This window comes from Pseudomonas monsensis, from assembly GCF_014268495.2.
GTDB lineage: Bacteria > Pseudomonadota > Gammaproteobacteria > Pseudomonadales > Pseudomonadaceae > Aquipseudomonas > Aquipseudomonas monsensis.
Map to the genome: position 1 here is coordinate 5,320,603 of NZ_CP077087.1, position 20,613 is coordinate 5,341,215.

At 60.5% G+C, this 20,613-nt stretch carries 15 protein-coding genes; 6 read left to right on the plus strand and 9 right to left on the minus strand.

Annotated elements, in window-relative coordinates; translation table 11 throughout:
• Positions 1–79 precede the first annotated feature (79 nt).
• Positions 80–5,191: an NEL-type E3 ubiquitin ligase domain-containing protein gene (locus tag HV782_RS23445; RefSeq protein WP_186748689.1), complete on the plus strand. Its 5,112-nt coding sequence runs from the start codon at positions 80–82 to the stop codon at positions 5,189–5,191.
• A gap of 40 nt (positions 5,192–5,231) precedes the next feature.
• On the opposite strand, the gene HV782_RS23450 is transcribed toward HV782_RS23445, so the two are convergent.
• The 6 genes from HV782_RS23450 to HV782_RS23475 all read right to left on the minus strand — a co-directional run bounded on the left by HV782_RS23450 (position 5,232) and on the right by HV782_RS23475 (position 12,110).
• On the minus strand, positions 5,232–6,443 hold the full coding sequence (locus tag HV782_RS23450; RefSeq protein WP_225931034.1) for a hypothetical protein: 1,212 nt from the start codon (positions 6,441–6,443) through the stop codon (positions 5,232–5,234).
• Between the two features lie 11 nt (positions 6,444–6,454).
• Positions 6,455–6,955 (minus strand): CS1 type fimbrial major subunit, encoded by a 501-nt coding sequence (locus HV782_RS23455; RefSeq protein ID WP_128615645.1) that lies wholly within the window; start codon positions 6,953–6,955, stop codon positions 6,455–6,457.
• A gap of 33 nt (positions 6,956–6,988) precedes the next feature.
• Complete coding sequence (locus HV782_RS23460; protein WP_123466121.1) at positions 6,989–7,732, minus strand: molecular chaperone; 744 nt, start codon at positions 7,730–7,732, stop codon at positions 6,989–6,991.
• Positions 7,733–7,773: 41 nt separating this feature from the next.
• Positions 7,774–8,988 (minus strand): hypothetical protein, encoded by a 1,215-nt coding sequence (locus HV782_RS23465; RefSeq protein WP_186748690.1) that lies wholly within the window; start codon positions 8,986–8,988, stop codon positions 7,774–7,776.
• A gap of 3 nt (positions 8,989–8,991) precedes the next feature.
• Positions 8,992–11,514 (minus strand): CS1-pili formation C-terminal domain-containing protein, encoded by a 2,523-nt coding sequence (locus tag HV782_RS23470; RefSeq protein WP_186748691.1) that lies wholly within the window; start codon positions 11,512–11,514, stop codon positions 8,992–8,994.
• Positions 11,515–11,618: 104 nt separating this feature from the next.
• Entirely contained in the window at positions 11,619–12,110 is a 492-nt protein-coding gene (locus HV782_RS23475) for a CS1 type fimbrial major subunit (protein ID WP_128615642.1), read from the minus strand.
• 498 nt (positions 12,111–12,608) lie between these two features.
• Here HV782_RS23475 and HV782_RS23480 point away from each other — a divergent pair, with 498 nt between their 5' ends.
• Together HV782_RS23480 and HV782_RS23485 are read left to right on the plus strand one after the other, a co-directional pair.
• Positions 12,609–13,184 (plus strand): PadR family transcriptional regulator, encoded by a 576-nt coding sequence (locus tag HV782_RS23480; protein ID WP_123466113.1) that lies wholly within the window; start codon positions 12,609–12,611, stop codon positions 13,182–13,184.
• Entirely contained in the window at positions 13,181–13,969 is a 789-nt protein-coding gene (locus HV782_RS23485; RefSeq protein ID WP_186748692.1) for a siderophore-interacting protein, read from the plus strand. The genes HV782_RS23480 and HV782_RS23485 overlap by 4 nt, the downstream gene beginning before the upstream one ends.
• Before the next feature lie 185 nt (positions 13,970–14,154).
• Here HV782_RS23485 and HV782_RS23490 read toward each other — a convergent pair whose 3' ends face one another.
• Positions 14,155–14,793: a Pr6Pr family membrane protein gene (locus tag HV782_RS23490; RefSeq protein WP_186748209.1), complete on the minus strand. Its 639-nt coding sequence runs from the start codon at positions 14,791–14,793 to the stop codon at positions 14,155–14,157.
• A gap of 1 nt (position 14,794) precedes the next feature.
• Positions 14,795–15,025 (minus strand): VF530 family protein, encoded by a 231-nt coding sequence (locus tag HV782_RS23495; protein WP_003227831.1) that lies wholly within the window; start codon positions 15,023–15,025, stop codon positions 14,795–14,797.
• 299 nt (positions 15,026–15,324) lie between these two features.
• Between HV782_RS23495 and HV782_RS23500 the strand changes: the two genes are divergently transcribed.
• From HV782_RS23500 to HV782_RS23510, 3 genes are all read left to right on the plus strand, one after another.
• Positions 15,325–16,686 (plus strand): carbohydrate porin, encoded by a 1,362-nt coding sequence (locus tag HV782_RS23500; RefSeq protein ID WP_186748210.1) that lies wholly within the window; start codon positions 15,325–15,327, stop codon positions 16,684–16,686.
• Positions 16,687–16,911: 225 nt separating this feature from the next.
• Positions 16,912–19,323, plus strand: coding sequence for a glucose/quinate/shikimate family membrane-bound PQQ-dependent dehydrogenase (locus HV782_RS23505; RefSeq protein ID WP_186748211.1), 2,412 nt, complete (start codon positions 16,912–16,914; stop codon positions 19,321–19,323).
• A gap of 542 nt (positions 19,324–19,865) precedes the next feature.
• Positions 19,866–20,231 carry a DUF6124 family protein gene (locus HV782_RS23510; RefSeq protein WP_186748212.1) on the plus strand — a complete coding sequence of 122 codons (366 nt, stop codon included), beginning with the start codon at positions 19,866–19,868 and terminating at the stop codon, positions 20,229–20,231.
• A 121-nt stretch (positions 20,232–20,352) separates the two neighbouring features.
• On the opposite strand, the gene HV782_RS23515 is transcribed toward HV782_RS23510, so the two are convergent.
• Entirely contained in the window at positions 20,353–20,541 is a 189-nt protein-coding gene (locus HV782_RS23515; RefSeq protein WP_186748213.1) for a hypothetical protein, read from the minus strand.
• Positions 20,542–20,613 lie beyond the last annotated feature (72 nt).

The window sequence follows — 20,613 nt, forward strand, 5'->3', positions numbered from 1 at the left end:
TGCCTCCCGATCTTTGAACTTTTGTTTTGCCCTGCCCTGAGTAGGCTGATCACTCCTCAACAATCAAGGATGATTGGCCATGTCTCTCTCTGCCCTGCCTGCGGAAAACGCGGACAAAGGACGGCACTACGAATTCATCAAGTCCGCCGTCAACAACACCTTCAAAATCGCCACCGCCAACCGGGTTCTCGCGCTGGCAGCCACGCCGCTGAAAGTTGAACCCTGGTACACCGATGCGCCTTCGGCGTATCTGAACAAACTCGATGCGGCCAACCTCAAGGCCTGGGATTCACAGAATCAGGTTGACCACCTGCTGGCGAAAACCGATCTCTATGCCTTTGCCGAGCCTCTGCTCAAGGCCAGAATCAAGGAGCGGCACGGCATCGAGCCGGACGTCAAAAACACCTTTCTGCGCCTGTACCTGCCCAAGGAACAGCCGTGGTACGCCATTGATACTTCCGGCGGCATCGTGACCCACACCGTCTCACTGCTGGATGCCGCCCTGCACAACTTTGCCAGCAGTGAAACGGTCGGTGATGGCTCTGACTACATCAGCCGGCCCGATGAACGTGGTCTGTTCGATATCGTGCCGATCAAAAGCGCCATGCCCATCAGCCAGTTTCAGACGCTGTGCCGCGATCTGGATATCGGTGCACAGTTCAAAAAACACCTGGAAAGCTACCTGCTGCCCGGCGAACCGCTGGCCGAGAGCGTGCTGCAATACAAGGTGAACGAGAGTCAGAAGGACGCCCTCGCCGTCGCCGCGCATGTGGCGCTGATCAAGGAAGATATCCAGTACGACGCCTACAAAATGCTCTTGAGCCTGGCCGGCGACAAACCGCAACTGCTGCTCAATGGCCGCTCGATGCAGTGCTCTGACCTGTCGCTGCTCGGCACCCGGCTGACCGGGGTCCTGGTGCTGACACACACAGTATCGGACAGCCGCGGGATTCGACGCCTGATCGTCTACATTCCCCACGACCCGGATCACCCGCTCAAGGAGTACAGCTCTCTGAAAGCCTTCCGCGATGAATTGGTGCGCCAGTTTCGCGAGGACCGATACAGCGAGTCGACCCAACTGACCTACCGCCAGTTCTTCAGTCAGTTCGTCGACCACCAGCAGCGCGGGCTCTTCCTTGCCGAGCTTGAGCAACGCCTGTTCATTGTCAGGTATCACCCGCGTCAGGATCCGACCGACCAGCGGCCGGCGTGGCGCAAGGACCCGCGGGACAACCCCAACCTGCAGTTCGGCAGGGTGAAATTACAGGGCGATTACTGGCGCCACGCCTATCAGCAAAAGCTCAACAAAATCCTCAACGACAGCCGGGAAATCGCCGTCTCCACCGCCGACACCGACAGCAACGCACGCTGGGCCTGGTGGGACAACTTCAAGAAAATCGTGTCCGACATCTTCAATGTTGCGCTGATGATCGCTACCCCGTTCGTCCCCGGGCTGGGTGAATTGATGATGGCCTACACGGCCTATCAGCTCACCACCGAAGTCGTCGAAGGCCTGGTGGATCTGGCCGAAGGCCTCTGGCAGGAAGTGGCCGAGCATGTGATCGGCGTGGTGACCGACCTGATTCAACTGGCGGCATTCAGCGCCGGGGCGCAGATCGGTGAGGTCTTCAAGATCAAACTGTCGCCGCTGGTAGAAGGCATGAAACCGGTGCGGTTGCCTGACGGCAAACCGGCGCTGTGGCATCCGGACCTGGCGCCTTATGAACAGAAAAGACTCAACCTGCCGGCCACTGCGCAACCCGACAACCATGGCCTGCATCAACAAGGCAGCGACAGCCTCCTGCCGCTGGAGGGCAAGCTCTACCGCATCGAAAAAGCCTCGCCGCACCCGGAGTCGCGCACCCACCGGATCAAACATCCCGAGCGCGTCAACGCCTATCGACCGACCCTGGAACATAACGAACACGGCGCATGGCTGCACGAAGCCGAGCATCCGAGCGAATGGTCGGACATCCGTCTGATGCAGCGCATGGGTTATAAGGTCGAGCGTTTTTCGCCTGCGCAACTGGAACAGATCCGCATCAGCAGTGGCACCGAACACCAGGAACTGCGCCGGATGCACAGCGACCACAGCCCGCCGCCGCCCCTGTTGGCCGATGCGATCAATCGCTTCACCGCGTATGACAACACGCAGATCGCCATCGAGCGTATTCGCACCGGCCAGCCCATTGATCCGCAATCCGCCTGGTTTGAAACCATCGCCACCGCGATACCCGGCTGGCCGCCGGAGCGGGCCATTCAAGTCGAACATGATCCGCTGCAATGGAACGGCCCCACGCACAAGTACGGCAACCCCGGTGCAACCGACGCCGATACGCTGACCATCAGCCACCACGACCTCGTTGCCGGCCGGTTGCCCGAACGCCTCGTGACCTTTCTCGATGACACCGAAATGCATAAACTCCTCGGTCGTGACGTGCCCGCCGCCGACCGTCCCCAGGCGTTGCGCAAGGTGCTGGCCGATGCCGTCCGGCAGCGTCAGGGCGAAGTGTCCGAGTACCTGTATCGCTTCGGTGAACGCTCCAAAAAAGTCGACGTCCGCGTGCTGCGACGGCGCTTTCCTGATTTGCCGCTGCCGCTGGCCGAAAAGCTCCTGAGCCAGGCCAGGGCCACCGACCTGCGGCGTATTGCCGACGAATCGCATCTACCCCTGGGCCTCAAGGCACGAGCCCGGGAACTGGATTTCGAAGCCGCCGCCGCCCGCGCCTACGACGGCTTTTACCACGACGAAAAGATGCTGCCGGACACCGAGCGGCTGGCGTTGAATACCCTCAGATTTTACAGCGACACGTTTTCCGAGCTGCGCATCGAAGTGCGCGATGGCACCCGTGACGGACCGTTGCGCTGCAGTGCCGGGCCACAGGATGCCGTCATGGTGCGACAACTGATCAGGCATCAGTTCGGTCAGTACGAAGTGCTGGACGGTAACGGCCGCTCCCTGCATGACCCGGGTGATTTTTTTCGCGCCCTGCTCAACGCCCTGCCCGATCAACAACGCACGGCACTGGGTTACACCCGTAATCAAGGCCGGTTGTTGAAAGACTGGATCATGGAAAAATCCGCCCCCCCCGCCGAACGGCGCACCTTGCTTGCGCAGCCACCGATTCGTCCGGTGGTGCCCCTGGAAACCCAGATCCTGCTGCGTGGCTGGCCGCGCCTTTGGAGAGAAAGTACCCCTGAAGAGCGGCTCCAGAAGCTGTACCCGAAAATGAACGAGCGAGAGCTGAAAGCCTTTCTCAATGCCTTGCAAAACAAAGGTGATCCTGGCGCAGCCATCACACGACTGGAAAGCGACCTTGAGCATTTGCGCAAGACCCTGCAAAGCTGGCGAGACAGCTATCCGCCCGAGCTGGACAACTCCGGAGAACCCATCCCAGGCGTATCAACGGACTACTTGCGCAACGGCGGGAAGAAAATCGAGGACGCGTTGATGGACTGCTTCAAGCGCGAAGGCAAGATTTTCGGTGAGCGCAGCAGCCACCCCGACCAGGGCTACACACTGGACCTGTCCTCTGATTTTCCCGGTCCGAATCTGGATCGCCACTGGCAGAAACTGCGCCAGCGTCCCGGAATCGACCTGCACCTTGCCCGGATCCGCGCGTTGAAACTCGACAACGCGCGTTTTTCCGCCGGTGCCGACGGCTTGCTGGACAGCTTCCCGCACCTGCACCAACTCAGCGCCCGCCAGTGCGCACTGACAGACATGCCACCCGCCATCGGCCGGATGCGAGAACTGCGCGACCTGGATCTGGCCGACAACAATATTGCCTCTCCCGAGAGCATCAGCGAGCTGACCCGACTGGAAACCCTCAATCTGAACGGCAATCCCTTGCGTCGTGCGCCCGATGTCGGGCAGATGAATCGGTTGCACGAATTGAGTCTGGCCAACACTCGGCTCGAAGACTGGCCCGAGGGGTTGTTCAAGGTCGGTGCGCAGGACAAACCCCGCCCACGGCGATTCCTGCTGGACATGCGCGACACCCCGATCAGGCATCTGCCCGAAGTCACCCCGGGATCCGTGCAGGCCTTCATTCTCAGCCGGGCACGCTTCGATCGGTCCAGATTGGCCGCCGATGACGTCGCCCGACTGGAGGGCTACCGCCAATCCACGGGTTTCGCGCGCCAGCAAGTTTTCGAGCCGGCCGCCGCTGACGAGCTCCGCTATTGGCAACAATTTCCCGACGATCGCCAGGCTTTCGGCCCGTCGCAAGCATTCCAAAAGTACCGCGAGGAGTCTTGGCATGACCTGAGGGCGGAACCCGAATCCGAAGGTTTTTTCAGTGTCATCCGCCATCAACGCCTGAGTAAGGATTACCGCGACGAGCGCTCCCGGCGCCGTCTGACCAAGCGGGTCTGGGACATGATCGAAGCCGCAGCACTTGATACGCCACTGCGCGAAAAGTTGTTCAAACAGATTGTGTCACCGGACGATTGCGGGGATCTCGGTGCCCAGCTGTTCAACTCCCTGGGCATGAAAGTGCTGGTGTCCAAAGCCTACGAAGAGTCGCACACGCCAGAGGAGCTGGACACCCGCCTGGTACGCCTGGCCCGCAGTGCTGCCCGGCTGCAGCGCGTCAGCGAGGCCGCCAAAAAAGAGGTCAAACTACAGACGCAGCAGAATCTGACTAACCCGGACTATCCGGCGCCGGACGAAGTGGAAGTTCATCTGGCGTACGAGACGGGACTGGCCCAGCGCCTGGATTTGCCCTGGCAATCCGACGGCATGCTGTATCAGCCTCGCTCGGGGGTGGATCAGCAGAAAATCAATGCCGCCCATGACACGATCATCAAGCGTGAGGAAGGCGACGGGCTGGTCAACGCCATGATCGAACTGGACAGCGATCCGTTCTGGGAGCGCCATTTGCGCACGACCCATCCGGATCGCTATACCGCCAGCGACCAACTGGCAGTGGACAAGCTGTCATGGCTCGATGAGCTACGTGATGCGCAAGCGCAATGGGCGAAAGAAACCGATGTGGCGCGACTGAACCCACTGGCGAAAAGGATGACGACACTGGCGAATGATCTGGGGCTCGACGAGAAGGACATCTTCAGTGGCGAAGCCATGAGTCAGGCAGATTACGACGCCCGTTTGAACGACATCGCTTACGCCCGCAACGACCTGTCCCGCCAGTTGACCCGCGAAGCCCTGGCTCGGGCCGGCCTCTGAACCACACCGTGAACCGGCCCGCTACAGGGGCCGGTGACCTTCAACCCACCTCGGAATCCCAGATGACCGTGACATTGCCCGAGTACTGTCGGGCGGTGCCGGGCTGGATCATTTCGTCCACCGCGTCCCGTGCGACCTCGAAATGCAACGTACCGACCTTGCGATCCAAATACACACCGGGCTGGAAGATATCGGAGCCGCTGACATCACGCAGCAGACGATGGCGATTGACCGGTTGGCCTGAGCTGTCGGTCAGGCCGTTGGGCAACGAAACACTGACCTCCAGCGGCGCTGCGTGCCCTGCCGTCGGCTCCCATAACGCGCAGTTATTGCCCATGGAGTACTGACATCGCAGGTTCATCCTGAAGCGACTGGACGCCGAGATATGGAACGTCTGGTCGCGAAACAGCCGCGTCGGCTTGCGCCCCTGACTCAGCCAGGTTTGCCAGCCGCCTGCGGGTTCCAGCACCACATGTTGACCTCCGGGGGGAAGGTCGACTTTCAAAGTATGCTCGACGGTCAGGGTGAAGTTCAGGCTGATCAGGCTGTCATCAGGCAACATGACATCGCCCATGTCGAAATCCCCCTGCGGGCCGACGCTATAGTTCAGCGTTCCGCGATAGACGCCGGAGGTCATTTTCAGCGGGTTGGGCGTCACCAACTGATACGAGAATCCGGCGTCCACATACGCAAAATCATAGTCCTCGTCGATCGTCACTTTCGCTTGTTTGGCGCACGTACCCGCGTCCGCCGGCACTCGCCAGAAAAAAGCGTAATAGTAGGCATTGCCATAGCCAACGCCACCGACCAGGCAGGGCGCGGGTGCATTCACCCAGCTCGCATCCCAGACGCCCACCGGCAAAGGCTTGCTGATGGTATAAGCCGCACCAATACCGTTGACACGCATTCTGACCGTTTCGCTTGCCCCCGTGTCCTCATGGATCACCGTGATGTCGCGCCATGACGATGGCACCCTGAACATCGGTCCCTTGCGTTCGTCATGCAGGGCTGCAATGGGCCCCGTCGACTTGAAGCGAATGGGCAATCCGACACTGAAGACGCCGTTTTCGCAATAGGAAGGATGGTCTCCGCAATAGCCTCCCGGTGGCGTGGTGTTCACGAACTCATTGCGCGCGGGGTTGGAAGGGTCCGGGCGGAAATTCGCCGTGATGTCCAGAGTGACCGCATTCGCCTGGGTCGCGAACAAACTCGTCAACGCAAGCGCACACGTGGCCTTGATCATCGTATTCATCTTGGGCCCCCTCATGCGCCCGGCGTCCTGGCATTGAACAGCAACAGCACATTGCCGCTGTAATCCCCTGGGCGATAGCCGCCCGGCGGCTGGACCGGTTCGATTTCCAGCGGCACGCGCTTGCCCGTTGCCGCTTCTTCCTGCGAGACCACCTGGCGCGGCGTCATGTCTGCGCTGAGTTCTACGCCATTGAAACTGACCCGCAGCGCGATGTCCTCGCCCGCCCGGCCATTGGACAAGTAGGCCGAGCTTTCCAGGCGCGCTTCGATGGCGCTGGTGTCGTGCCGCACATCGAAGTTTTTGTGCAAGCCGCCCAGGCTCGACTTGGCGTGATTCCATTCAAGCCGCTGAGGCCGGTGGATCCAGTCCGACTCTGCCGGAATGATGTAAAACGGCCGGCTGGGGACAATCAGGGACACCTCGAAGGTGTGCTCCTCACGGGCCGCCCAGACGGCGTCGGCGGTCAGACCGGCCATGGCCATCAGCGCGACGGCGGTGCATTGCTTGATCATGTTGGTTACCCGTTGCGTCAATGGAAAGCAGGCCTAGCGGCTGACAACCTTCAGGGCTTTTTTATCGGCGCCCTCGATCAGGAAGAAACGGTATTCACGGCCTTTTTCCTTATCGAAGGCAAAAGCCTTGCCGGCCAGCACGTGATGTTTGGTGGTCGCCCCGCACTCGGTTTCGTTGCTCAGCGAACAGCTCTTGAATTCGTCGATGATCACCACCGTGTTGCCGTCATTACGCAGTTCATAGCGGCTGGCGGTCTCATTGACGGACGTGGCAAAACGCGCGTCCTTGGGGCGCACGAAAAACACCGTGCCGAAGCCGGTCATCACGTTGACGCCGGCGGTGAGGGTCTTTTTATACGCATCACGTTCCTCGCCGCTGACGGCGAATTCATCTTCCTTCTCCGGCACCACCGGCACGAACCGCACACGGAAGTAGCGCTCGCGGTCACGCTCGCCCATGTACAACAAACGCGTACCCTGCATGCCCTGAGCCGGCACGATCAACCGCGCAGGACTGGCCATCAAGCCATTGCGCGAGGCGCCGTCGGCGGCGTTTTCCACGGCGACTTCCTGCGGTGTGCCGTCAGCGCCATAGATGATTTCCAGCACATTGACCTTGACGAATGCCGTGGCATCACCGCTGTTGAAGACCCGCTTCAGGTAGGTGCTCTGGCCGGCTTCCAGGTAGTCGTAAACCGTGCCGACGTTAATCTGCGGACCGGCCTGCGCCGGCAGGCAAAACACGCTGAGCAGGCCCAGCAAAAACAAGCGATTCATTATTTTCAGCTCCATGAAAGACAAAGGGTCACCCCGGACATTCAAACTTCCGAGTCCCAAATGATGGTGATACTGCCGCTGAGCGTGTCGCTCATGCCGGGGCGCAGGAGAAAGTCGATGGCGTCCTTGGGCATCTCGAAGCGCAGTGAGCCGGCCTTGCGCTCCAGATAGAGGTCGGGCTGGAAAGGCCCGGCCCAGGTGTCGAATCGCAAACGGTGCAGTTTCACCTCGCCGCCGCCCGGCCCGGTGATGCCCGGCGGCAGACTGAGAAAGGTTTCAACCTCGGTGGTATTGCCCTGCGGACTGTTCAGCCGGCAGCGTGTGCCGCCGAGCGAGTTGCACAGCATCATGACTTTGAAACGCGAGGACGCAGACAGGTAGAACAGCTGATCACGATAAATCCTCGCGGGCTTGCGCCCGCTGTCGATCCAGGGTTGCCAGCCGCCTTCGGGCTCGAGCAGCACTTTGTTGCCACCCGGCGGCAGATCGACCTTGAGGGTGTGCTGCACATCCAGCACGAAGTCCAGGGTCAGGCTGCCATCGTCCGGAGTGAACAGTGGCCCGAAACTGAAATCACCGGTCGGGCCAATGCTGTACGACATCGAACCGGTATAGAGGCCGGAAGACATGCCCAACGGATTGGGGGTACGCAGTTCGTAGGCAAAATCGACGGTATCGAAATACATCGACGGAATGGTGTACGCCGCGACCTTGGTGCACGTCGCTTCCACCGGGGCCTTCCAGAAAAACCCATAGCTTTGCGGAGTATAAGTACCCACGCCGCTGTAAAGGCAGGGCGCCGGTGCGTAAACCCAACTGCTGCCGGTCCACAATTTCCGATGGCCTTCGAGAGCGTTCTCGACCCCCACCAGGTTCGCGGCAGTGTCACTGAGGGTGAATCTGGAACCAATGCCGATGATCCGCACTTCCACCGTTTCGAATTCCTGGGTTTCTGCATTGATCACTGTCAGTGGCCGCCAGTTGGCCGGAACCTTCAACGCGATGCCCACGCCTGGCAGCAGCGCTCGCGTGGAGTCCAGCCGGATCGGCAACTGGATACTGAACATATTGTTCGACGCGCACTCCCCCGGCAGGTTGGCACAGTAGCCGCTGTTGGGCGTCTGGTTGACGAACACGTTCTTGTTCGGTTGCGCCCGGTCCGGAGTAAACAACGCCCGGATCTCCTGATTGGCCGCCTCTGCCGCCGACACGCCCAGAACCAGCCAGAGCCCCAGCCCGCCTATGGTTTTTTTCATTGCTCAACCCGCCTTCTGATCGGTGAGGCCGACATCGGCCAGGGTGTCCGGTGTGCAGCGCAGATCCCCGATCATCAACACATTGTTTTCCTGGCGATGGCTGTCGGCGTCCAGGCGGAACTGACACAGCAACTGATTGTCTTGGCGCACTTCCAGCGTCGGCGAGCCGGCATTCATCTCCATCGAGAAAAACCCGTCGACCTCGGTCACGCCACGGCTGGCATGGTTGATCACGTGGTGGCCCTTGAGCGGCCGCCCTTGCCCATCGACCAGCCGGCCGAGCACAGTCAGGGTTTTCATCACGCGGATCTTGCGGTACTCCACGCCACCCTTGTTCAGGTGATAACGCGTGCGCGCCGGAGCAATGGTGGCCGCCGGGGCATGGGTGCCCTCGAAGTCAAAACTCACCGAACTGTTCTGGTACGCCGTGATCGGGATGAAATTGCGCCCCGGCTTCAATGCCGCACTGCCGCCGCTGAAGTCGTCGGCACGCAGCACAATGTCGTCGACATCGGATTCGACATCGACAATCATCCCGGCGCCGCGCATTTCGGTCTGGCTGGTCATCAGCATTTTCTGGCCGCCGATGACCAGCGTGCTGTCGACGTTGAGACCGCCCGTGAAGTCGCCGTTGTAGGACGAACGCTGAATGAAGCCGTCGCCATTGACCGCGTCGGTACGGAAGTTCGCCAGGCTGGACATGCCGACGCCATAGGTGTCGGTGAGTGCCGTGAGCGAGACGTTCTGCAACACGTGATCCTTGAAGTCCTTGCGCCAGCCGATCGAGCCGTTGTTGTCGCGGCTGCCGTCGCGGGCCGTACGCGAGCCGATGCTGCCGGTGATCTGCTGCCCGGGCGCGCCCAGCGCCATGTTCACGCTCAGGTCGACCCCGCGGTTGCGCGCATCGCCACTGCTGTAACTGCCCGGCCGGTCGAACAGCGACAGGCGCCAACTGGCGTCGCTGCCAAATAATGTGGTGCGCTGGGTCCAGCCCAGATCCGCACCGAGGCCCTCGACGTTGCCTTCACTGTGCGACACCCGGGCGTTGATCGAGTTTTTGCTGCTGACCCGGTGATTGATCGCCAGCGACGAATTGCTGGTCTGGCCGACAAACACATTCCGCGGTCGCACGCGGGTGCCGTCCGGCAGCGTGTCGTAGGTGTTGGTGGTGTCGAGCCAACTGCGGCTGTGGCTCAACACCACACTGCCCGCTCCATAGCTGTAAAGGCTTTGCAGATCCAGACCGGTGCCGTAGTCCTCGGTCTTGTAAACATTGGCGTACAGGCTGAGATGATTGGCCAGTGTCCAGTCGATGGACGTACCGTACTGCAGCTTTTCGCGGATCTGGCGCGCCGACAGCCCGAGAATCACCCGCGGATGCATCAGGTAGTTGACCGATGCGCCGGCCGTGGGGCTGCCACTGGACTGCGAATCCCAATTGCTCAGCAGTTTGCTTTCCTCGCCGGCAAACACGTTATAGCGCCAGCGCTCGTCGAGGTTGCGCCAGTTGCTGGGCTTGTACACCAGCTCCTGGGTAGTGGACGTGATCTGGCCGTCTTCGATCAATCGCACTTCCACTTCATAAATGCCACCGGGCAGCGGCCGGGTGTCGAGGGTCTGCAAGCCGGCCGGCACCGATTGGGTGTTGATCAGCAGGCCGTCGCGCCAGATCTCTACCGAGCCTTGTCGGTTGGCCGTGACGTAGATCGGATAGACACTGGGCAAGGGACTGTTGATCGCCAGGCTGTCGGAGCTGCCGTACATGACGCCGACTGCAGTGTCGGGACTGGTGCCAAACGTACGCGGCTGGCGGCTCAGCCCTTCGGAATTGGGGGTGAAATAGCCCAGACGAAAAAAACTGCCTTGCAGTTCGCGCTGGGTGTGCAGTTCATGGATCGAGTGATACAGCTTGTCGTCCGGCCCGCCGAGGCGCGCCAGTTGCAGGTTCAATGTCTGGCTCCAGTTACCCAGACTGCCGCTGGCCTCCAGGCCGAAACGCCCGCCCAGGTTCTGATCCTGGCCGCCGTTGAGGTTCAGTTGATTGCGTACCATCAAGCCGTGGCTACCCTCCTCGGGCAGCTCGTGATAGCGCTTGGCTGCAAGGTCGCGCTCCGCGTTTTCGGTGAGGATGGAAACCAGAGAGTTTTCCAGGTTGTAGTGCACCGCCAGCACTTGATCCGGGCAAGAGCCGGAACAGTTGCCCAACGGCACGCCGGGCTTGAGATAGGCCGCCCATTTTTCCCGCTCGGCAGGGCCGTAGCGGTTTTCACTGGTGTCGGTGAATTCCAGCAGCGTGATGCGATCATCGCGCGACAACACCACCATGGCCTCGCCCAGCGGCTGATGATCGAGTTCGACCCGAACAGCCAGAGGCACATCAAAGAAATGCTCCTCGAAATCCGCCGGCAAGCCTTTGGCTTGGGCCAACAGACTTCGCGGCGTGGTGCCGGCGGAATCGGAAGCCACGGCTGCGCTGGCGCAAAACAGCAGCGCAAGCGCAGCCGCGATGGGTGTCATCGGGAACATGAACTCTTACTCTGATTACGAATGGGGAAAGTCCACCGGGGCAGGCAGCGCTGTCCCGGTGGTTGACGCTGGCAGAATGTCAACGTCTGTTACTGCTCACTCGATCAAGGCGTAATGATCGGAGTGACGGCATCAAAGGTCACCGCGACAACACCGGTGTAATCACCCGGTTGAAAGGTGGTACCCACGGCACTGATCTTGATAGGCGCACGGAAGTTATCGTTGGACTCTGTCTCACCAACCACTTCTTGAGGTGTAGTGGTGAGGGTTTTATTGTTGATGGTAACTTGCAGGTCGATGCTGTCAGCACCGGAAATCAGCTTCGGTGCAGTATCGACACTGGCGTGAACCGAACCGTTGTTGTTGCGCACATCGAAGAAACCGTTGACTTCACCCATCCGCCCGGTGGTCGGCTGGTAACTCATGTCCTGATCCTTGTTGACCAGATCAGGGTCGGTCGGCACGACATAGAAGCCGTTGGTCGGCACATGAGCGACGATATTGATCGAGTGAGCGGCCTCACCAGCGGCGAATGCTCCCGAAGAACCCAGCGCCAGAAGAGCCAGAGGAGCAGCGATTGCGATTTTCTTGAACATCGTTCGTACCTTGTTTTCTTGATGGAAAGGAGTGGATTGAAAGTTCAGGAAGACCGCCAGGGGAGTTGGGTCAGGTCAAACTGAACTTTCAATGCCGGAACATCATCGACTGTTGCCTCTGGAAAGTAAGCAAGTAACTTCCGATAACCGCGTAGTTCAACAACCTCATGACCCGCAAGAAAAAAGAGTAAAAAAACGATATTCAAAACAACGACTGTAAGTTATGCCCTACATACAGATTAAGTTAAAAAACCATACAGCACTTTTGCCCTTGCATGACAGGGTCTTAGTTAAAAACCGGGAAGGCTCCGGCAAGTAAATAGAGCTTTGACTTTAATTTCGAAGTTACGCCTCGAAAAACATCCGCCGAAAATTCCCTGTTGCATTCCCGCCGAACCTCACCGCTCGTCTGCCGCCCGAGGATCGGGAAAAAAACGCCTTGCGTCAGCCTTAAGATATATCTTAAGTTGTATCTAAACATGACGAGAGAAGAGAGAAATGAGAGACCATCATTCCCCCCACCGCGAACACGGCGATGGCCGCGACGGCTTTGAAAAGCGCCCCGGGCGCGAACGCGGCGGCCGTGGCCCACGGGTGTTTGCCCCCGGCGACCTGAAATTGCTGCTGCTGGCGCTGGTCGCCGAACAGCCCTGCCACGGTTACGACCTGATCCGCCAGATCGAAGGCATGTTCGACGGCGCCTACAGCCCCAGCCCCGGTGTGATCTACCCGACCCTGACCTTTCTGGAAGAAAGCGAACTGATCAGCGGCGATGCCGAGGGCGGCAAAAAACGCTACAGCGTGACCGACGCCGGACGTTTGTCTTTAAGTGAGCAAGCCGTGGCGCTGGATGGCGTGCGCATGCGCATCGACGTCAGCAAGCGTTCGTTGCGCGGCCATGACCGGCCGCCGGAAATCCACGAGGCGGTGCATAACTTGCGTCACGCCCTGCAACTGCATCACGGGCGCTGGAGCCCGGAAGAAATCCTGCGGGTGCGCGACCTGCTCAACGACACCGCCAAAGCCATTGTCGACGGCCCCGCCGTTCAACCTGCCTCGGAGAAAGCCGAATGACTGCAGTCGATACCCAAACCATTCACCGTGTCATGCACGAAATCAAACGCCGCAAACTGCAAGTGCTGCGCGTGGTCGACCTGACCCCGCGCATGCGCCGCATCACCCTCGGCGGGCCGGAGCTGGCCGGCTTCATCAGCCTCGGCACCGACGATCACGTCAAACTGCTGTTCCCGCAGAACGCCGAACAGACGGCAGCGCTGGAGACCCTGGTGCTCGGCGCTGGCAAAAGCGATGTGCCGATGCCCGAAATGCGCGACTACACCCCGCGCCGCTACGACCTCGACACACTCGAGCTGGACATCGACTTCGTCCTGCACGGCGACGGCCCGGCCTCGACCTGGGCCGAGCAGGCGCAACCCGGACAGTTCCTGCACATTGGCGGGCCACGCGGCTCGATGATCGTGCCGGACATCTTCGACAGCTACCTGCTGATCGGCGACGAAACCGCCCTGCCCGCCATCGCCCGCCGACTCGAAGGCCTGGCAGCCCATCGCAAGGCGCTGGTGGTGATCGAAGTGGAAAACGGTCGCGAGCAGCAAGTGCTGGACAGCGCCGCGCAGGTCAATGTGATCTGGGTATTGCGCGAGGGCGGCAAGGACAACCTGCTGACCACCGTCAAACAACTGCAGGTGCCCAAGGGCAATCTGTATGCGTGGGTGGCGACGGAGACCAAAGTTTCACGACAGATCCGCCGGGTGCTGCTCGATGAGCACGGGCTGGATGAGCAGTTTGTCAAAGCGGTCGGCTACTGGCGCGCCGAAGGCACTGCCGAAGAGGACTGACTTTTTGCTATTCACCCTCCACTTGAGGGGTGAACTCAATTGTGGCGAGGGGATTTATCCCCGATGGGGCGCGGAGCGGCCCTGAAACCTGCCTCCGCGGATTACCCGGCTCACCGTGGTGCAGGTTCTGGGGCCGCTGCGCAGCCCATCGGGGATAAATCCCCTCGCCACAGGTTTGCATGCATTCAGGACTGCGATTCGCGCAATCGGTCGAGGCCGATCAGCGCCAGCGCAATCAGCACAAACCCCACCAATATCCCCCCGGCATTGATCAACACCTGCGGATAACCGAGCACCGCCACATCAATGAACGGATACGCATACGCGCCGAGCAGGTGCCCGCGCAGCAAGGCGTAGATGAAATACACCAGCGGGTAAATCAGCCACAGCGGCAAGTGCCACAGGCGCAACGTCCCCTTGGGCACACAGCACCACCAGTAGCCGAGAAACAGCAGCGGCATCACGTCGTGCAGCAATTCGTCGGCAATAAACTGCCAGCCCTGCGGGTGCCACAAATGCCGCAGCAAAAGGCTGTAGGCCAGGCCGACCACCGTGATGCTGACGGCAATCGCGCTGCTCACCCACGGTTGCAGAAACCAGCGCTGCGCCGCGGATTCGCGGCGGGTGACCGCGCACGTCAGCACAGTCGCTACCAAGGTGTTGGTCAGTACGGTGAAGTAACTGAAGAAACTCACCAGCCCACCCAGCAGGCTGGCGTCGACACTCAGCCGCGCAAGGAAAATCAGGTACAGCTGAATACTCAGTCCGGCCCAGCCGAGGCTGGCGATGAGCGTGAGCAGCCGTCGCCGCGACAGCACATCCATCTCAGAGCGGACGCTTGGTGCGCATCAGTTTCACGTACAGGCGCTCGACCTTCTCCCGCGCCCACGGGGTCTTGCGCAAAAACGTCAGGCTCGACTTGATGCTCGGGTCGCTCTTGAAACAGCGGATATCAATACGCTCGGCCAGCCCCGACCACTCGTAATGCGCCACCAGCGCATTGAGGATCTGTTCAAGGGTTACGCCATGCAGCGGATCGGGAGTGTGGTCGTTCATGCCAGGCCTTTGGACGATGGGAAAATGCACAAGCCGCGCACCTTAGCCGAGGGACCGGTCAGGTGGAAGGCCTTGCTTCAAATGTAGGCCAACCGGAGAAGATCGCAGCCTGCGACCCGGCCTACAATGCGCCCGTTTGACGCACTGTTACCGATTGCGAAACGCTGCATGTCAGCAAAAGCCCTTTGTCTTTTTGTTACAGATCATTATCCTGCCGCCCTTCAGCTGAATCGCTTCACTGCCTGCGTCACATTGAAGCGCCCGGTTTCCCCCAAGAAAACATCGAAAAAGACTGATCCATGCCTGATTTTTCCTTCTCCAGAGACAGCGCTATCTCAGCGCTGCGCCTGCTCGGCGGCTGCACTGCACTCGGCCTCGCCACCTACGCCCAGGCGGCCCCCGCCTTCGACAGCGACTCACCGTACATGCTCGGTGACTGGAACGGCACCCGCACCGAACTCTCGGAAAAAGGCTACGACTTCAAACTCGATTACACCGGCGAAATGGGCAGCAACCTGCACGGCGGCTACGACCACGACCGCACTGCGCGCTACAGCGACCAGTTCGCCCTGGGTACGCACCTGGACCTGCAAAAGATCCTCGGCTGGGACGATGCCGAGTTTCAACTGACGATTACCAAGCGTAGCGGTAACAACATCAGCAACGACCGCATCAACGATCCACGCGTCGGTGGCTTCACCTCGGCGCAGGAAGTCTGGGGTCGCGGCCAGACCACGCGCCTGACGCAGATGTGGTACCAGCAGAAATTCTTCGACCAGAAACTCGACATCAAGGTCGGCCGTTTCGGCGAAGGCGAAGACTTCAACAGCTTCCCGTGCGACTTCCAGAACCTGGCGTTCTGCGGCTCGCAGGTCGGCAACTGGGTCGGCGGCATCTGGTACAACTGGCCGGTCAGCCAGTGGGCATTGCGGGTCAAATATCACCTGACACCAGAGCTGTACGCCCAGGTCGGCGCCTACGAGCAGAACCCGTCGAACCTTGATCGCGGCAACGGCTTCAAACTCAGCGGCAGCGGCACCCAGGGCGCCGTGTTGCCGGTCGAACTGGTGTGGACGCCGAAGCTCAACGACCTGCCCGGCGAATACCGCGCCGGTTACTACTACAGCAGCGCCAAGGCCTCTGACGTCTATAAAGACCAGAACGGCCAGCCTGCCGCACTGAGCGGCGAAGCCTACCGCAGCGCGTCGAGCAAGCACGGCGTGTGGTTCGGCGCGCAGCAGCAAGTCACCAGCATCGCCAGCGACCACTCGCGCGGCCTGAGCGTGTTCGCCAACGCCACGATGCACGACAAGAAAACCAACGCGATCGACAACTACGTGCAGGCCGGCGTGGTCTACAAAGGCCCGTTCGATGCCCGCGCCAAGGACGACATCGGCTTCGCCCTGGCCCGCGTGCACGTCAACCCGGCGTACCGCAAGAACGCCGAAGCGAGCAACCGCGCCAACGCCGTGTACGACTACGACGACCCGACGTTCCTGCCGCCGCAAGACACCGAATACAGCGCCGAGCTTTATTACGGCGTGCACCTCGCCAACTGGCTGACCGTGCGCCCGAACCTGCAATACATCCGCCATCCGGGCGGTGTGGACAAGGTCGATGACGCGCTGATCGCGGGGATCAAGATCCAGTCGTCGTTCTAAAGCACCACGAAAAAACCTGTGGGAGCTGGCTTGCCAGCGATAGCGATTTCACATTCGACATCAACGTCGCCTGATGTGGCGCCATCGCTGGCAAGCCAGCTCCCACGGGGGGCGAAGAAGAAATTCGTTAGCTAGACAAGTTTTTATCTGAACCATGCCTGTGCCAAATCGTCATCTAAAGTGACTACAGCGCGGGACTACATAAACGTCACGGAGAATCACACTATGAGCACCGAAAGTGCTTCGAGTCGGGGCCGTCTGCTACCGAGCCTGCTCGGCATTCTGCTTCTACTGATGGGCCTGGCCATGCTGGCCGGGGGAGTCAAGCTGAGCATGCTCGGCGGCTCGCTGTACTACCTGCTGGCCGGTATCGGCATCGCGCTGTCCGGCATTCTGATGCTGATGCGCCGTCGCGCGGCGCTGGGCCTGTACGCCATCGTGCTGTTTGCCAGCACTGTTTGGGCCTTGTGGGAAGTCGGCCTGGACTGGTGGCAACTGGTGCCACGCCTGGCCCTGTGGTTTGTCCTCGGTTTTGTGATGTTGCTGCCGTGGTTCCGTCGTCCGCTGCTGCTCGCAGGCCCGGCGCCGATGGGCACTGGCGGCCTGACCGTGGCCGTGATTCTGGCCGGTGTTACCGCACTGGCCAGCCTGTTCACCCATCCGGGCGAAACCTTCGGCGAACTGGGCCGCGACACCGCGGACACCACCAGCACCGCGCCAGCCATGCCCGATGGCGACTGGCAAGCCTACGGCCGCACCGAGTTCGGTGACCGTTACTCGCCGCTGAAGCAGATCACCCCGGCCAACGTCGGCAAGCTGCAAGAAGCCTGGCGTATTCAGACCGGCGACCTGCCGACGGCCGATGACCCGGTCGAGCTGACCAACGAAAATACCCCGCTCAAAGCCAACGGCATGATCTATGCCTGCACCGCGCACAGCAAAGTGCTGGCACTGGACCCGGACACCGGTAAAGAACTGTGGCGCTTCGACCCGCAGATCAAGAGCCCGGTCGGCTTCAAGGGCTTCGCCCACATGACCTGCCGTGGCGTGTCGTACTACGACGAAGCCGCGTACGCGAAAACTGAAAACGCCGCCTTGGCGGTGATTTCCGAAGCCGGCAAAGCCGTCGCTCAGGCCTGCCCGCGTCGTCTGTACCTGCCAACCGCTGATGCCCGTCTGATCGCTTTGAACGCCGACACCGGCAAAATCTGCGAAGGCTTCGGCAACAAAGGCGTGGTCGACCTGACCCAAGGCATCGGCCCGTTCACCGCCGGTGGTTACTACTCCACCTCGCCAGCGGCGATTACCCGTGATCTGGTGATCATGGGCGGTCACGTCACCGACAACGAATCGACCAACGAGCCATCGGGCGTGATCCGCGCCTTCGACGTGCGCGACGGCCACCTCGTATGGAACTGGGACAGCGACAAGCCAGACGCCACCGAGCCTTTGGCACCGGGCGAAACCTACAGCCGTAACTCGGCGAACATGTGGTCGCTGGCCAGCGTCGACGAAAAACTCGGCATGGTTTACCTGCCACTGGGCAACCAGACCCCGGACCAGTGGGGCGCTGACCGCACCCCCGGCGCCGAGAAATTCAGCGCCGGCGTTGTCGCCCTCGACCTGGCCACCGGTAAAGTGCGCTGGAACTACCAGTTCACCCACCACGACCTGTGGGACATGGACGTTGGCAGCCAGCCAACCCTGCTCGACATGAAAACCGCCGACGGCGTGAAACCGGCGCTGATCGCCCCGACCAAACAGGGCAGCCTGTACGTCCTCGACCGTCGTGACGGCACGCCGATCATCCCGATCAAGGAAATTCCGGTTCCGCAAGGCGCCGTGAAAGGCGACTTCACCGCACCGACTCAAGCGCGTTCGGACCTCAACCTGCTGGCCCCGGAACTGACCGAAAAAGCCATGTGGGGCGCCAGCCCGTTCGACCAGATGCTGTGCCGCATCCAGTTCAAGGAACTGCGCTACGAAGGCCAGTACACCCCGCCGTCGGAACAGGGCAGCCTGATCTACCCGGGTAACGTCGGCGTGTTCAACTGGGGCGGCGTCTCGGTCGATCCGGTTCGCCAGATGCTGTTCACCAGCCCGAACTACATGGCCTTCGTTTCGAAAATGGTGCCACGCGAAAAAGTCGCCGCCGGCAGCAAGCGCGAAAGCGAAACCGCTGGCGTGCAACCGAACACCGGCGCGCCATACGCGGTGATCATGCACCCGTTCATGTCGCCATTCGGCGTACCGTGCCAGGCCCCGGCGTGGGGCTATGTCGCCGGCATCGACCTGACCACCGGCAAAGTCGTGTGGAAACGCAAAAACGGCACCAGCCGCGACAGCTCGCCGATCCCGATCGGCTTCACCCTGGGCGTGCCAAGCATGGGCGGCTCGATCGTCACGGCGGGCGGCGTCGGCTTCCTCAGCGGCACCCTCGACCAGTACCTGCGCGCCTACGACGTGAACACCGGTAAAGAACTGTGGAAATCGCGTCTGCCAGCAGGTGGCCAAGCGACTCCGATGACCTACACCGGCAAGGACGGCAAGCAATACGTGCTGCTGGTTGTCGGCGGTCACGGTTCGCTGGGCACCAAGATGGGTGACTATGTGATTGCTTACAAACTGCCGGAATAAGATTTAACGGCGGTAAAACAAAGGCGATGCCCCGCAAGGGACATCGCCTTTTTTGTGCATGCAATTTCTGAGTCCACCAAAGAAACCTGTGGGAGCTGGCTTGCCAGCGATCTCGGTGGGTCAGACGGTACACATGCCGGCTGGAAGAACGCCATCGCTGGCAAGCCAGCTCCCACAGTTTGATCAGCGTTGGATGTAGGAATTTTGCTCGTCCTACAGACGCCGGGAATTGCAGGGAGTTTTCCGACAAGTCGCGTCGGTTGTGCCTCGGAAATCGGCTGGATAGGCTCTGGGGGTCGCTGCAAATTCAGCGAACGGGCGTCGCGGCCCGAGCAGTTCATTCGATTTGATGCATAATCGCCAACCCAAACTTTAGCGCTCAGGTGCTTTTCGTTTGGTTTGATGGTGGCTGTGCGCGGGATACCTTCGGGTATGCCGAGATTGCCGAATGGCTCGGTCCGCGAACCTGCGTACAGCTGCCACCCTCCGTCGCGTCGCGGTGATTGAGAGTGACAGCCCCACTTATCATTCGGAGCTTCACCATGAAAAAGCCGACACCCAATCCGCCGGAAACAAACGAAACCTCCCCCTACCAATCCCCCGATTCCAAAAAATTCCACGAAGCCGCCGAACGCGCCCTCGACCATTACCTCAAACCCAACGCCCTGACCCTGCGCTTTCACAAACCCAGCACGATGTTCCAGGTCGCTCCCGAACAGGACAGCGAAAGCCTGTTGGTCCACGCCTGCGAATCGCTGGCCCAGGCCAGCCTCATGACCAGCGACATCGCCGCCTACATCGACCTGCCGCAGCGGCGCACGATCCTGGCCATCCAGCAAATCATCATGCTCGCCGAACTGGCGGTGAACCGCGTACTGGATAACCACGAAATCCCCGCGCAAACCTGAAACCCACCTTATGTAGGAGCTGCCGCAGGCTGCGATCCTTTGATCTTGTCTTCTAAAAGCAAAATCAAAAGATCGCAGCCTGCGGCAGCGGTTGCACCAGGTAAAGGTTAGCCCGGTTGGCTCAGACAGCTTTCCCTCCACTTTTCATCCGCGCCACTCGATCAATGATCAATTGCTCGGCCTGTTTGCGGGTCTCGAGCAAGAGACTCTCTTCCGTCGCGCTATAGATCACCCGATAACGCAGACCTGGGGTGTCGGGGGAATATTCGCGAATAGTGAAGCCTTGGTAATTCGTATCGGTATAACTCATGGTTTGATTCCTTGAAGTCGGCAAATTGGCCTGCACCGTCCTGAGGCCCAAGGGCGCCTGGTTAATCTCGGG